Annotated in this window: 10 protein-coding genes; 4 read left to right on the top strand and 6 right to left on the bottom strand. The window is 72.6% G+C overall.

The genetic code is table 11. From position 1 onward, the window contains the following. Positions 1-19: 19 nt before the first annotated feature. Positions 20-2002, top strand: a complete 1983-nt coding sequence (locus ACQPW6_RS08675) for a discoidin domain-containing protein (RefSeq protein ID WP_433888971.1) — start codon at positions 20-22, stop codon at positions 2000-2002. Positions 2003-2075: 73 nt separating this feature from the next. Here the strand turns inward: ACQPW6_RS08675 and ACQPW6_RS08670 are convergent, their stop codons facing one another. Together ACQPW6_RS08670 and ACQPW6_RS08665 are read right to left on the bottom strand one after the other, a co-directional pair. Then, positions 2076-3278 carry a serine hydrolase domain-containing protein gene (locus ACQPW6_RS08670; RefSeq protein WP_433888970.1) on the bottom strand — a complete coding sequence of 401 codons (1203 nt, stop codon included), beginning with the start codon at positions 3276-3278 and terminating at the stop codon, positions 2076-2078. Between the two features lie 174 nt (positions 3279-3452). Then, positions 3453-5177, bottom strand: a complete 1725-nt coding sequence (locus tag ACQPW6_RS08665; RefSeq protein ID WP_433888969.1) for a hypothetical protein — start codon at positions 5175-5177, stop codon at positions 3453-3455. 101 nt (positions 5178-5278) lie between these two features. Between ACQPW6_RS08665 and ACQPW6_RS08660 the strand changes: the two genes are divergently transcribed. The 3 genes from ACQPW6_RS08660 to ACQPW6_RS08650 all read left to right on the top strand — a co-directional run bounded on the left by ACQPW6_RS08660 (position 5279) and on the right by ACQPW6_RS08650 (position 10746). After that, a complete protein-coding gene (locus ACQPW6_RS08660; RefSeq protein ID WP_433888968.1) occupies positions 5279-5797 on the top strand; it encodes a GNAT family N-acetyltransferase in 519 nt (172 codons plus the stop codon). Between the two features lie 227 nt (positions 5798-6024). Continuing rightward, positions 6025-10248: a molybdopterin-dependent oxidoreductase gene (locus ACQPW6_RS08655; protein ID WP_433894467.1), complete on the top strand. Its 4224-nt coding sequence runs from the start codon at positions 6025-6027 to the stop codon at positions 10246-10248. A 96-nt stretch (positions 10249-10344) separates the two neighbouring features. Further along, positions 10345-10746, top strand: a complete 402-nt coding sequence (locus ACQPW6_RS08650) for a TOBE domain-containing protein (protein WP_433888967.1) — start codon at positions 10345-10347, stop codon at positions 10744-10746. A gap of 52 nt (positions 10747-10798) precedes the next feature. Here ACQPW6_RS08650 and ACQPW6_RS08645 read toward each other — a convergent pair whose 3' ends face one another. The 4 genes from ACQPW6_RS08645 to ACQPW6_RS08630 all read right to left on the bottom strand — a co-directional run bounded on the left by ACQPW6_RS08645 (position 10799) and on the right by ACQPW6_RS08630 (position 13613). Further along, positions 10799-11281, bottom strand: a complete 483-nt coding sequence (locus ACQPW6_RS08645) for a hypothetical protein (protein WP_433888966.1) — start codon at positions 11279-11281, stop codon at positions 10799-10801. Between the two features lie 45 nt (positions 11282-11326). Further along, a complete protein-coding gene (locus ACQPW6_RS08640; RefSeq protein ID WP_433888965.1) occupies positions 11327-11764 on the bottom strand; it encodes a cupredoxin domain-containing protein in 438 nt (145 codons plus the stop codon). A gap of 215 nt (positions 11765-11979) precedes the next feature. Beyond that, positions 11980-12816 (bottom strand): ferritin-like domain-containing protein, encoded by an 837-nt coding sequence (locus ACQPW6_RS08635; RefSeq protein WP_433888964.1) that lies wholly within the window; start codon positions 12814-12816, stop codon positions 11980-11982. Beyond that, positions 12813-13613 carry a ferritin-like domain-containing protein gene (locus ACQPW6_RS08630; RefSeq protein WP_433888963.1) on the bottom strand — a complete coding sequence of 267 codons (801 nt, stop codon included), beginning with the start codon at positions 13611-13613 and terminating at the stop codon, positions 12813-12815. The genes ACQPW6_RS08635 and ACQPW6_RS08630 overlap by 4 nt, the downstream gene beginning before the upstream one ends. Positions 13614-13789: the final 176 nt, after the last annotated feature.

Raw genomic sequence — 13789 nt, 5'->3', positions numbered from 1 at the left:
CCGATCGGAGGAGTTCCAGATGGGTGTCACACGCCGGACCCTGCTGCAAGCCGCTGTCGCGGCGACCGCGGTGGGAGCGATAGGGACGACGGAAGCCGCCACCGCTCAGAGCGCGTCCGCTGCCAGCGGGCCGGGTGACGTGGTCGGGAAGGTGTCCGTCGGCTACCAGGGCTGGTTCGCCTGCGTCGGCGACGGGGCGCCGATCAACTCGTGGTGGCACTACGGCGCCAACGGCGGCAACCCCTCGCCGTCGAACACCACGATCGTGGCCTGGCCGGACGTGCGCGAGTTCACGCACACGTATCACTCGCTGTACGCGAACCTCGGCAACGGCCAGCCCGCCAACCTGTTCTCGTCGTACGACCAGCAGACCGTGGACACGCACTTCGCCTGGATGCAGCAGAACAACATCGACACCGCCGCGCTCCAGCGCTTCAACCCGGTCGGCGGCGAGGGCCCCACCCGCGACGCGATGGCGATCAAGGTACGCGCCGCCGCCGAAGCGCACAGCCGCAAGTTCTACATCATGTACGACGTCACCGACTGGACCAACATGCAGTCGGAGATCAAGACCGACTGGACCAACAAGATGAAGGCGCACACGGCCTCGCCGATGTACGCCCAGCAGAACGGCATGCCGGTGGTCTGCATATGGGGCTTCGGCTTCGCCGACGACGGCCGGCCGTTCGCGCCGGGCCCGTGCCTGGATGTCGTCAACTGGTTCAAGTCACAGGGCGTGTACGTGATCGGCGGCGTGCCGACCTGGTGGCGCACCGGCGACCGCGACTCCCGCGCCGGGTTCATCGACGTCTACCACGCCTTCCACGCGCTCTCGCCGTGGATGGTCGGCCGGATCGGCAACGTCTCGGACGCGGACAACTTCTACAACGTGGCGACGGTCCCGGACCTCGCCGACTGCGCCGCGCACGGCATCGACTACCTGCCCTGCGTGCTGCCCGGCGCGGTGACGCTGCGGCAGCGCGCGCACGGCGACTTCATGTGGCGGCAGTTCTACAACATGAAGCGGGCCGGGGTGCAGGGCATCTACATCTCGATGTTCGACGAGTTCAACGAGGGCAACCAGATCGCCAAGACCGCGGAATCGGCCGCCTGGCTGCCGACGGACTCCAACATGCTGGCGCTCGACGAGGACGGCACCGCCTGCTCCTCGGACTACTACCTGCGGCTGACGGGCGACGGCGGCCGGATGCTCAAGGGCCAGATCGCGCTGACCGCGACCCGCCCGACCCAGCCCGTCGTCGGCGGCGGGGGCGACACCGTACCGCCGACCGCCCCCGGCTCGCTGCACGTCACCGGGCACACCGCGAACAGCATCGCGCTGGCCTGGACGGCGTCGACCGACAACGTCGGTGTCACCGGCTACCGGATCATGCGGGTCAGCGGCTCGACCACCACCCAGGTCGGCTCGACGGCCGGCAACGTGACCACGTTCAACGTCACCGGCCTCACCCCGTCCACGGCCTACACCTTCCTCGTCCAGGCACTCGACGCGGCCGGCGACATCTCCGGGCCGTCCAACCAGGTCAGCGCGACCACCGACGCCGGCAGCAGCCAGCCGGGCACCAACCTGGCGCTGCACAGGCCGACTTCGGAGAGCAGTCACACCCAGGTCTACGGCTCGGGCAACGCCGTCGACGGCGACCCGAACAGCTACTGGGAGAGCAACAACAACGCCTTCCCGCAGTGGATCCAGGTCGACCTGGGCTCGTCCACGGGCGTGCGCCGGCTGGTGCTCAACCTGCCGCCGGCCACCGCCTGGAGCACCCGCAGCCAGACCATCGCCGTCCAGGGCAGCACCGACGGCGGCACCTTCAGCACGCTGCTGGCCGCGGCCTCGTACACCTTCAACCCGGCCTCCGGGAACGCCGCGACGATCACCCTGCCCGCCTCGGTCAACACCCGTTACGTACGGCTGAACTTCACCGCCAACAACGGCTGGCCGGCCGGCCAGCTCTCGGAGTTCCAGGTCTTCAGCGCCTGATCCGCACGTGCCGGCTCCAGACCCTTCCCCGGGCGGCCGGCCGCCCGACCACGCGCTGTGCGACCCACGCCATCTATCTGTCGCACAGCGCGTGATCGGTGAGCAACTGCACCGCCGGGTCCAGGTCTTCCTGGTCGACCAGCGACGTGGTGCTGGTGATCGACACCGTCACCGCGCGCCGGCCGTCGGCGGACACCGCGGGCCGGCTGTAGACGCCGAGCCCGTCGCCCTCGTGCATGTAGTAGACGCCGCCGCAGGTCAACGGGACGGCGCGCAGGCCGAGTCCGTAACCGCCCTGGTGCCCGGACGGCGGCACCGGCAGGTCGTCGTACGGCACGGTCTGCCGCATCTCCCGCCACTGGGCGGCCGGCAGCAGCTTCCCGGCGGCCAGCGCGCGGAAGAACGTGTTCAGGTCGGACGGGGTGCTGACGACACCGGAGTCGGCGGTGTGCTGGAAGCTCTGCTCGGTGAGGTCGACCGGGGCGCCGCCGGGGCCGTCGATCGTGACCCGCTCGTGCGGGCCGATCAAGTACGGGTTCTCACCCGGGATGTAGGTGCTCCGCAGCCCGAGCGGCGCGATCACCCGGTGCTCGACGAGGTCCCGCCAGGTCTCCCCGGTGCCGGCCGCCTTCTCCGCGATCATCGCCGCCAGCAGGTAGTTGGTGTTGGAGTACGCCCAACGCCGGGGCGCGCCCGCCGGACCGGGCGTGAACAGCGGCGGGTGCGACATGGCGACCGCCACCAACTCCTTTGCCGGCGTGGCGTTGTAGCGGTTCTCGTCGAAGTGGTTCAGCAACTGGTCCTGGATGGCGGGGTCGGTGATGTAGTCGAAGACGCCGCTGGTCTGCTGGAGCAGGTCGCGGACGGTGATCTTCGCGCCGTCGTTGCCGTGGCCGCTGACCGTGCCGGGCAGCCAGTGCTCGACGGTGTCGTCCAGCGAGAGCCGGTGCTCGGCGACCAGTTGCAGCACCACCACGGCGGTGAACGTCTTGCTGGTGCTCGCCGTGCGGAACTCCGGATCCCACGGCACCGGCGCCACCGACCCCCGCCCCGCCGTCCCGAACCTGGCCCGCAGCACCCCACCGGGCCCCTCCACCCGCGCCACCACGTTGACGTCCCCACCCCCGGCGGCCCGCACCACCCCCAGATCGTGCCGCAGCTCGCCCTCCCCGTAACCCCCGCCGTCCGCCCCCCGCGCCCCGGCCGGCACAACGGCCAGCGCGGAAGCGGCGAGCCCCACCGCCCAGGCGACCCCGACCGCCCGCTTCCCCGACATCGACACCCGCATCATGACTCCCCGTGGCCTCGCAGCTCCCTGGACACCGCCAAGTCAACCTGCCACGACCGAAACCCTGAATGACGCTGCCACCCACCTGCCACCTGGGGATAACCCCCGCCCGGCCCAGCCCCGCCCGCCCCGGCAACGCACCGCGCGGACGGCCGAACCGGCTCAGCGGCGGCGGGCGCAGATCTCCAGGTGGAGCGCCGGGTACGAGGCGATCGGCCGTGCGCAGTCGAACCGTTCACGCACCGCCGCCGACACCTGGGGCGCGACCTTGTCCAGCGGGAACCAGGAGGTGTCGAGCACGGCGTACCGCGCGGTCGGGTCGTCGAGGCAGCGCAGGTTCTCCCGGTAGCTGGCCAGGCCGGTGACCGACCGGTCGTACAGGGTGCGCTGGAGGAAGTCCGGGGTCGGGTAGCGGCAGTGCGTCGGGTTGCCCATCAGGTAGCCGACGTCCCCGAACGCGAGGTAAGCCACGGGGGTGTCGGGGCCGATCCGGCGCTCGACTCCGTTGATCCAGCGGGTCAGGTCGTGCCGGGTGTCGTGCCGTTCCCGCGCGGTGAATCCGGCGTGCCGGGTGTCATAGGAGTACGGCGTCGTCGGCCAGGCCGGGATCCACAGTGTCAGGACGGCGGCGATCGCGGTGGCGTACCGCAGTGGCGCCGACCGGCCGGCGGGCCGGCCCACGGCGAAGAACGCGGCGGCGGCCAGAGCGGCCACCGTCATCACCGCCAGCAGCGTGTAGGCGGCGCCCTCGTGCGCCGTGCGCCAGGCGAGCGAACGGCCGGCGATCAGCGGCACGGCGATCCCGAGCAGCGCTGACACGCCGATCATCGCCCTGCTGGGGTGCCGGGCCAGCGCCAGCCCCCACAGCGAGGCGCCGAGCACCGGCAGCGCGGCCAGGTGGTATTCGAACCACTGCCCCTGCACCACCAGCGCGGCCAGCACCCCGAGGACACCGACACCGGTCAGCACCGGCCACGCCCAGCGGGCCCGGCGGGTGGCGCTGCCCCGGGCGAGCAGCACCACGGCCGCCGGCAGCAGCGCCACCACCGGGTTCATCAGCGCCTCGCTGCCGACGGTGCTGACCAGCAGATGCAGATCGGCGGCGTGCAGGCCGTTCTGCACGGGAGTGTCGGGGTTGAGCGCCGACAGCTCGTTGAACCAGCGCCACTCGCGCGGCTGGACCAGGATCGCCAGCCCGAACCCGGCCATCGTGGCGACGGCGCCCGCCGCCGCGGTCCACCAGCCGCGTCGCCGGTCGAGCACCACCAGGGCGCCGAGCGGCAGCAGCGCGGTGGGCGCGGTGGTGTACTTCACCAGCACCACGAGCGCCAGCAGGACACCGCTCGCGGGAATCGCGTACCGGGACCTGCGGGGCGCGAGCCCGGCCGCGAGCGCGGCCACCGCGAGCAGCACCGCGACCCACTCCGGCTGGAGGAAGTCCCAGGCCGGTGCGAAGAGCAGCGCGAGCCCGGTGGTGGCGGCGACCGCGTTCGCCTCCCGGCGCGGCAGATGACGGGCGAGGCCGGCCCGCAGCCACCAGGCCACGGCGACGGTCACGACGATCACCACCAGCCGGATCAGCGCCTCCCGCAGCCCGACCGACCCCCAGGTGAGGTGGTCGACGCCGGACAGCAGCCACCGGTAGGCCAACGGCCGGTGTACGAACGTCCCCGAGGACGGAATGCCGCCCCGGCCGGCGGCCCGCATGCCGCCCAGCTCGTACCGCACATCGTGGTTGAGCCCGCTCCAGCACATCGCCCCCACCGCCGCGAGACCGGCGACGGCGGCCAGGGCGCGCGCGATGAGTGGGGCGGCCGTACCTCGCGGCCCCGGGCCGGGCGGCTGCGGTGCGGCGGTCGGGTCCTCGGGTATGTGCACGGTGGTCACGGCGGCTGAGACTAGCCGCGTACTTCGCTGCAAAGCGGTGCTTCTCCGCACATCGCCGGGATTGTGATCGAAATGTGTGCACGGCCGCGTACGCTGCGCGGATGGGTGATGAGGGTGGGGGGCCGGTGGTGGCCGGGGTGGTCGAGGGGTTGCGGGTGGTGCTTGAGCCTTTGGGGGTCGGGCATGCCGAGGAGATGGCCGGGGTGTTGGGGGATCCGGGGCTGTACTCCTTTATCGGTGGGGGGCCTCTCGGGGTGGGGGAGTTGCGGGCGCGGTATGCGCGGATGGTCGCGGGGGCGCCCGAGCCGGGGGTGAGCTGGTGCAACTGGGTGATCCGGGTGCGGGACGAGGGGCGGTTGGCCGGGACCGTGCAGGCCACTGTCGGGCCGGGGGCGGTCGCCGAGATCGCGTGGGTGGTCGGGAAGCCGTGGCAGGGGCGCGGGATCGCCACCGAGGCCGCCCGGGAGCTGGCCGGCTGGCTCAGGGAGCAGGGGGTGACCGAGCTGGTCGCGCATGTGCATCCCGATCACCACGCCTCCGCCGCCGTCGCCGCGGCGGCCGGCCTTGAGCCGACCAGCGAGGTGCAGGACGGCGAGGTCAGATGGCGCCGGCGGGGCTGACCTGCGCGGGAGCGGGGTTTCCTGGCGCTCACAGCCCGGCCGGGAGCGCTGTGCACAGGGCGTAACCCGCATCGCGCGGTCGGCGTGACGGTCGCGTAACGGCCACTCCGTACGGTCAGGCGACAGCCGCCGATCAAGTGGAGGGCCGCCCGTTGACCACGACCGACCCGGCCGCGGCCACCACTCGGGTGCGAACGGTGTGTTCGTACTGCGGCGTGGGCTGCGGCATGGTGCTGGACATCGGCGCGGGGCCCGACGGGCGGCGGACGGTGCTGAAGGCGTCGGGCGACAAGGCGCACCCGGCGAACTTCGGGCGGCTGTGCACCAAGGGCGCCACCACCGCCGACATGCTCGCCGCGCCAGGCCGGCTGGACCGGGCGCTGGTCAGGTCCGAGCGCGGTGCGCAGGCCGAACCCGCGCCGGTGGCCGAGGCCGTCGCCGAGACCGGACGGCGGCTGCGGGCGATCGTGGACGAGCACGGGCCGGACGCCGTCGCCCTCTACGTCTCGGGCCAACTCGGCCTGGAAGCCCAGTACCTGGCCAACAAGCTGGCCAAGGGCTTCATCCGCACCAACCAGATCGAGTCCAACTCCCGGCTGTGCATGGCCAGTGCCGGCAGCGGCTACAAGCTCTCGCTCGGCGCCGACGGCCCGCCCGGCTCCTACCAGGACCTGGACCTCGCCGACGTCTTCCTGGTCATCGGCTCCAACATGGCCGACTGCCACCCGATCCTCTTCCTGCGGCTGATGAACCGGGTCAAGGCCGGCGCCAGACTGATCGTCGTCGACCCGCGGCGCACCGCCACCGCCGACAAGGCCGACCTCTTCCTCCAGATCAAGCCGGGTACCGATCTGGCCCTGCTCAACGGCCTGTTGCACCTGCTGCACGCCGACGGCCGCACCGACCCCGGCTTCATCGCCCGGCACACCGAGGGCTGGGAGGCGATGCCGGAGTTCCTCGCCGACTACCCGCCGCAGGCCGTCGCGGAGACCACCGGCATCCCCGAGGCGGACATCCGCGCGGCGGCGCGGCTGATCGGCGAGGCGGCGGAGTGGACGAGCTGCTGGACGATGGGCCTCAACCAGTCCACCCACGGCACCTGGAACACCAACGCCCTGATCAACCTGCACCTCGCCACCGGCGCCATCTGCCGCCCGGGCAGCGGCCCGTTCTCGCTGACCGGCCAGCCCAACGCCATGGGCGGCCGGGAGATGGGCTACATGGGCCCGGGGCTGCCCGGCCAGCGATCGGTGCTGGTGGCACAAGACCGGGCGTTCATCGAGGAGTTGTGGTCGCTGCCGGCCGGCAGCGTCCGCGCGGACGGCGTCGGCCGCGGCACCGTGGAGATGTTCCAGGAGCTGGCGGACGGCAGGATCAAGGCCTGCTGGATCATCTGCACCAACCCGGTCGCCTCGGTCGCCAACCGCAGGACGGTCATCGAGGGCCTGGAGGCGGCCGAATTCGTCGTCACCCAGGACGCGTTCGCCGACACCGAGACCAACGCGTACGCCGACGTCGTGCTGCCCGGCGCGCTGTGGACCGAGAGCGAGGGCGTGCTCATCAACAGCGAGCGCAACCTCACCCTGGCCGCGGGCGCCGTCGATCCGCCCGGCGAGGCGCTGCCCGACTGGCGGCTGATCGCCGACGTGGCCCGCGCGATGGGCTACGAGGAGGGCTTCACCTACAACAGCGCAGAGGAGATCTTCGAGGAGATCAAGGGCGCGTGGAACCCGGCCACCGGCTACGACCTGCGGGGCGTGAGCTACGAACGGCTGCGCGCCACGCCCGTGCAGTGGCCGGCGGCGCGGGCCGACGGTCCCGACCGCAACCCGATCCGCTACCTCGACCCGGCGGACGAGAGCGCCGGGCCGCGCTTTCCGACGCCCGGCGGCCGGGCGGTGTTCTACCCGAGGCCGCACGTCCCGGCCGCCGAACTCCCCGACGACGACTACCCGTTCGTCCTCAACACCGGCCGTTTGCAGCACCAGTGGCACACGCTGACCAAGACCGGCCGGGTCGGCAAGCTCAACAAGCTCAACCCGGGCCCGTTCGTGGAGCTGCACCCGCGCGACGCAAGGGAGTTGGGCATCGCGGAGGGCGACTCGGTGGAGGTCGCCTCACGGCGCGGGCGCGCGGTGCTGCCCGCGGTGCTCACCGAACGGGTGCTGCCCGGCTGCTGCTTCGCGCCGTTCCACTGGAACGACCTCTTCGGCGAGTACCTCAGCGTCAACGCCGTGACCAGCGACGCGGTGGACCCGGTGTCGTTCCAGCCAGAGTTCAAGATGTGCGCGGTCGCGCTGGCGAAGGTGGCGGGGCGGGCGGCCGGGCCGGACCGGACGGGGGAGCGGGGCGCGGAGTCGGCGGACGCCGTGCCCGTGACCGCGCCGGGACCGGCAGTCGGGCCCGCGGGGGAACCCGCGCCCGGGCCAGCACCCGCGGCCGGGCCCGCGCCCGCGATCAGCCCCGCACTCGTCCCCCTGCCCAGCCCCGTGCCCGCGCTCGCCTCCGCCGCCGTCTTCGGACTCGATCCCGGGCCGCCGCCCGTGCTCGCCGAGACCGAACGCCGTTACCTGGTCGGCTTCCTGGCCGGTCTGGAGTCCGGCGCCCCCGGCGTCCCGGTGCTGCCGGCCGGCGCGCCTTTCAGCCCGGAGCACGCGCTGTGGGTGAACGGTGTGCTCGCCGGCATGTATTCGCGGTCCGCCCCAACTGCCGTGCCCGGCGGCCCTGTTGATATGGGTCCGGTCGGGGCGCCGGCCCGTGAGGTGGTCGTGCTGTGGGCCTCGCAGACCGGCAACGCCGAGGAGTTCGCGGCCTCCGCCGCCAAGGCACTGACCGCCGACGGGCACGCCGCCACCCTCCTCGGCATGGCCGACACCGCCCCCGCCGCCCTGCCGGCCACCGCCGACCTGCTGCTGATCACCAGCACGTTCGGCGACGGCGACGCCCCCGACAACGGCTCCGGCTTCTGGGACGACCTCACCGCCCCCGGCGCGCCCCGGCTCGACGGCGTCCGGTACGCCGTACTCGCCCTCGGCGACTCCTCCTACGACGACTTCTGCGGCCACGGCCGCCGGCTGGACGAGCGGCTCGACGAGCTCGGCGCCGTACGGCTGGCGCCGCGCACCGACTGCGAGCCGGACTACGGGGATTCGGCGCATGCGTGGCTCGACCAGGTGCTCGGTGCGCTGTCGCGCGAGACGTCCGATGCGGGGGCCGCGGCCCCGGCCGCCTTCGCGCACGGCGTGCCGGCCGCCCCGGTGGTCGCGGCCCCGGTCGCCGTCGCGCCGACCGCCTCTCCGCCGGCCGTCGCCGTGCCCGCCGCACGCAAGGCCGACGCTCCCGTTCCCGCCCGGCTCGCCGGCAACCGGCTGCTGGGCAAGCCCGGCGCGGCCAAGGAGGTACGGCGGTTCACCTTCGACACCCGGGACAGCCCCGTCCCGCTGCTCTACCAGGCGGGCGACGCGCTCGGCGTGCATCCGGTCAACTCCGCCGCCCTGGTGACCGAATGGCTCGCGGTCACCGGCCTGGCCCCGGCAACTCCCTTCACCGTCACCGGTGTCGGCGAACTCCCGTTCCACGAGGCCCTGCTCCGCCACCTGGACATCACCCGGATCACCCCGGCCCTGCTGCGCTTCGTCGCCGACCGGACCGGCGACCGGCTGCTGCGCAAGCTGCTGCGCCCGGACAACAAGGACGAGTTGGCGCGCTGGTCGTGGGGCCGGCAGGCGGTGGACGTGATCGAGGAGTACCCGGTGCGGGCCGCGCCCGAGGAGTGGGCCGAGGTGCTCAGGCGGCTGGGGCCCCGGCTGTACTCGATCTCGTCGAGCCCGCTCTCCGATCCGCACCGCATATCGCTGACGGTCTCGGTCGTCCGCTACGACAGCCCGCGGGGCCGCTCGCGCGGCGGCGTCTGCTCCCCGTTCCTGGCGGACGCGCCGACCACCGCCCCGCACATCCCCGTCTACGTCCAGCCCGCCCCGCACTTCCGGCCGCCCGCCGACCCCGCCACCCCCATGATCATGGTCGGCCCCGGCACCGGCGTCGCGCCCTTCGTCGGCTTCCTGGAGGACCGCGCCGCCCGCGGCCACCGCGCCCGCAACTGGCTGTTCTTCGGCGAGCAGCACCGCGCCACCGACTTCTACTACGAGGACGAACTGACCGCGCTGCTCGCCGCCGGCACCCTCACCCGCCTCGACACCGCCTTCTCCCGCGACCAGCGCGCCAAGGTCTACGTCCAGGACCGGATGCGCGAGCACGGCGCCCAGTTGTGGTCCTGGCTCCAGGACGGCGCCCACTTCTACGTCTGCGGTGACGCCTCCCGGATGGCCAAGGATGTGGACCGCGCGCTGCGGGACGTCGTCTCGGCGCACGGCGGCCTCGACCGGGACGCGGCGGCGGCGTACGTCAAGCAACTGACCGCCGAGCGGCGCTACGTGCGCGATGTGTACTGATGGTGACCGGCGGCGACCGGCCCCGTGCAACCGCCCACGCGCGCGGAACGGCCGTGCCGCCGCCGAGCCGCGCCCGCCGGGGCCTATCGTGGCCGCATGCAGTCGTACACGATCGGACAGGCCGCCCGCCTGCTTGGCGTAAGCCCCGACACCGCCCGGCGCTGGGCGGACGGCGGACGGGTCGCCACCCACCGCGACGACGCGGGGCACCGGCTGATCGACGGCCGGGACCTGGCCGCGTTCTCGGTGGAGCTCGCGCAGAACGGCACGGCCGGCGCCGAGGACGAGCCGCCGCACACCTCGGTGCGCAACGCGTTCCCCGGCATCGTGACGGCGGTCAAGCTCGGTGACGTGGCCGCGCAGGTGGAGATCCAGGCGGGGCCGCACCGGCTGGTGTCCCTGGTCACCCGCGAGGCCGTGGAGGAACTGGGCCTTGAGGTCGGCGACCAGGCCACCGCCCGGGTGAAGTCCACGAACGTGCACATCGACCGCGCCTGAGCAGCGGCGCTCGACCCCAGCGACCCCAACGGCTCCAACGGCCCCAGCGGCGTCAGACGACCCGCGGACCGTCGCCCTTGCCGTGCTCGTGAGCCGGCTCGTCGGTACGGCGTCTGGGCCGTGACCGGGTGAGCAGCAGCAGGCTCAACGCGACGATGGCGACGATCTGCGCGCCCGCGGTGAGCTTCTTGTCGTTGGACCAGATCGGCTCGTACATGTTGGGCAGCGGCCCGAACTTCCCGACGTCCACGTACCGGTAGAGCATCAGCGCGAACAGGCCGCCGGCCGCGACCAGCCAGGCGAAGGCGTCACCGAGCGGGCGGCGCCAGACCAGGACGAGCAGCGCGGCCAGCGAGGCGAGGCCCGCCTCGACCCGGAACAGGTCGCCCTGGCTGATGTGCGAGGTGATCGGGTCGTACTGGTCGGCGAGCTTGGCATGGACGTAGGCGTCCACCGCCAGCGCGGCCGCGGCGACGACCCGGGCCACCGCTCGTGGTACCCGGCCGCTGATCGGCCGGAAATCGGCTCTCGGCATGCTGGCGGACTCCTCTCGTACGGCGCCTCGACTGACGTCCCTCGGTCAACTGACGGTGAGGGTGCCCTTCATGAACTGGTGGATGGTGCAGATGTAGGGGTAGCTGCCGGACTTCGAGGGCGCGGTGAAGGTCGCCGACTTGCCGGGCGCGATCGTGCCGGTGTCGAACGCCTTGTCGCTGCTCGCGGTGGCGGTGTGCGCGGTCGAGTCCTGGTTCATCACCTTCACGACCGTGCCGGGGGCCACGGTCAGCGAGGCCGGGCTGAACTTGAAGTTCTTGATCACGATCGTCGTGGCGCCGCCGGCGGCGCCCGACGCGGAAGTGGTGCTCGCCGGGGTGCTCGAACTTCCTCCGGAACCACCGGAGTCGGAGTTCGACGAGCAGCCGGCCAGGGCGAGCACGGCGCAGGAACCCGCGGCCGCGGCCAGTCGGGTACGGGCCAGGCGGGGACGGCGGTGCCCCGATACGCGAGTGGCGATCACAACGGGTCCATTCTTTTCTGTAGCGGTGGATAGGGGGATACGGGCGGCCGGCGCCCGGTACGGGAAGGGCCGACAGGGCCCGGTACGGGAGGGGCCGACGGGAGCCTGGTACGGGAAGGGGCGACCGGTCCGCGCGCGGGCGGCCGCCCCTGTTCCGACTCTGTTCCGACTGCCCGACTGCCCGGCCGTCCGGCCGGAGGTCGCCGCGCCGGGTCTCAGACCGTGAGCAGGCTGGGGCTGGCCGCCTTGTCGACCGGCAGGAAGTCGTCCGGGACCGGGTACTGGCCCAGCACGAAGTTGAGGATCGCCGCGTGCATCGCCTCGACCGGCGCGATGGTGGCGGCGGTCTCGATACCGGCCGGGCTCTTCACGTTGTACGTGGCGAACAGGTACGTCTGCGCGGCCTGGTCCTCCAGCTGGAGGGCGAGCTTGGCGACGGCACCGACGTCCTTCGCGGCGCCGAGCGCCTTGAGGGTGGCGGGCTGGTTCGACAGCGGCACATCGGTGATGGCCGGCTTGCCGGCGCCGGTCAGCACCGCGTTCCACGCCTTGGCGTGGTCGGCGTGCTGGGCCATCGCCGTCTTGACGAAGGTGGCCACGGCCGGCGGCACCGTACCGAGCTTGCCGGCGGTCGCCGCGTCCAGCGTCGCCTGGTAGGCGCCGACGGCCTGGTTCTCCAGCGCGGTGGCGAGCGCGACGACCTGCAGGTCGCCGGTGTACTTGCTCGAACCGGAGGAGGAGGCGGTCGGCGAGCTGCCGGGCGCGCCGGTCGACGAGGACGCCGAAGTGTTCTTGTCGTCCTTGGAGCAGGCGGCGAGCGCGAGCGCGGCGGCCAGTCCGCCGGCGCCGAGCAGCAGCCGGCGCCGGGTCGGGTCGGGCGCCTCGTCCTTGGCGGCACGCCGCCCCTTGGCCCTGAGGTCGTCGCCCAGGTCCACCGCGCTGGCCCGCATCGCCGGCAGCGTCTCGCGGTGGGCCTCGTCCATGTCCCGGGTCAGACGGGCGAGCTGCTGCTCGCTGATCGGCAGTTCCCAGGCGTCGTGTGAGGTGGTCACTTCACGGCCCCCTCAGAGATCGGCGACGCGTTCTTGGTCGGGTAGAAGGCGTCGGGGAAGCCGACGCTGCCGGCGGCGGCGGGCAGCTTGGCCACATCCGTCGGGATGGCGATCAGGTCGCCGAGGTTGTTGGCGAGCAGCGCCTGCACGGCCAGCAGCGTGGCGCGGTGCTGGGCCTCGACGGGGGCGACGGACGCGAACAGCTTGCGCAGCTCCGCGCTGCTGACCTGGCCGACGTTCTTGGTGTACGTCTGCGCGGCGACGTCCTCGAGCGTGATCGCCAGCTTGACGACGTCGGCCGGGGTCTTGATCGTCGGCAGCGTGGTCTTCACCACGGCCGCGTACTTCGGGTCGGGCGCGGTCTGCGCCTTGCCGCCGGCCTGGGTGGCCGCACCGTTGAACGCCTTGGCGTGCGCCTGGTGCTGGGTGGTGGTCTTGGCGATGAACGCCGCGATCGTCTTGTTGCCGTCCTTGATGAACGGCAGGCCGGCGGCGGTCTGGTAGACGCTCACCGCCAGGTTCTCGATCGAGGCGGCGGTCTGCAGCGCCATGATGTCGTCGCTCGATGTGGCCGCGGTGGCCCGGAGCTGGGTCAGCAGCGCCGCTGCGCCCGCCGCCCCCGCCACCGTGCTGCCACGCTGCCACCAGCGGCGGGTCTGCCGCGCCTGCTGCTCCCGGGTGACCTCGGTGAAGTCGCCCAGCGCCTCGTTGGTGATCCGTACGGCGTCGCTGTTCAGATCCTGTGACTGCTCGGTCAGTTCTTCCAGCAGCCGGGTGTCGATGCGCTCTACGCCCATCACGCCCCATCTCTCACGGTGTCCACATCTGTCGCGGACACTCCCGCGACAGGTTCGGGGCTGGAGGTGTTCCGGATTGGCCGCTGACGGGGTTGAACGCCGAAAGTCCCCCGTACGGCTGAACGGAATCAGCACAGTGGGCGCGGGCCAGCGTGATGAGGTAAGGGCTCCGCGGG

Source organism: Streptomyces sp. CA-111067, from assembly GCF_050956065.1.
Taxonomy (GTDB): Bacteria; Actinomycetota; Actinomycetes; order Streptomycetales; family Streptomycetaceae; genus Actinacidiphila.
Note: the sequence above shows the minus strand (reverse complement) of the source record. Positions and strands in the feature narration are given on the sequence as shown.

Excerpts from the sequence above, each read along its gene's own strand:
- ACQPW6_RS08675 (WP_433888971.1), top strand. The coding sequence starts at position 20 with ATGGGTGTCACACGCCGGACCCTGCTGCAAGCCGCTGTCGCGGCGACC.
- ACQPW6_RS08670 (WP_433888970.1), bottom strand. The coding sequence starts at position 3,278 with ATGTCGGGGAAGCGGGCGGTCGGGGTCGCCTGGGCGGTGGGGCTCGCC.
- ACQPW6_RS08660 (WP_433888968.1), top strand. The coding sequence starts at position 5,279 with ATGGGTGATGAGGGTGGGGGGCCGGTGGTGGCCGGGGTGGTCGAGGGG.
- ACQPW6_RS08655 (WP_433894467.1), top strand. The coding sequence starts at position 6,025 with ATGGTGCTGGACATCGGCGCGGGGCCCGACGGGCGGCGGACGGTGCTG.
- ACQPW6_RS08650 (WP_433888967.1), top strand. The coding sequence starts at position 10,345 with ATGCAGTCGTACACGATCGGACAGGCCGCCCGCCTGCTTGGCGTAAGC.
- ACQPW6_RS08645 (WP_433888966.1), bottom strand. The coding sequence starts at position 11,281 with ATGCCGAGAGCCGATTTCCGGCCGATCAGCGGCCGGGTACCACGAGCG.
- ACQPW6_RS08630 (WP_433888963.1), bottom strand. The coding sequence starts at position 13,613 with ATGGGCGTAGAGCGCATCGACACCCGGCTGCTGGAAGAACTGACCGAG.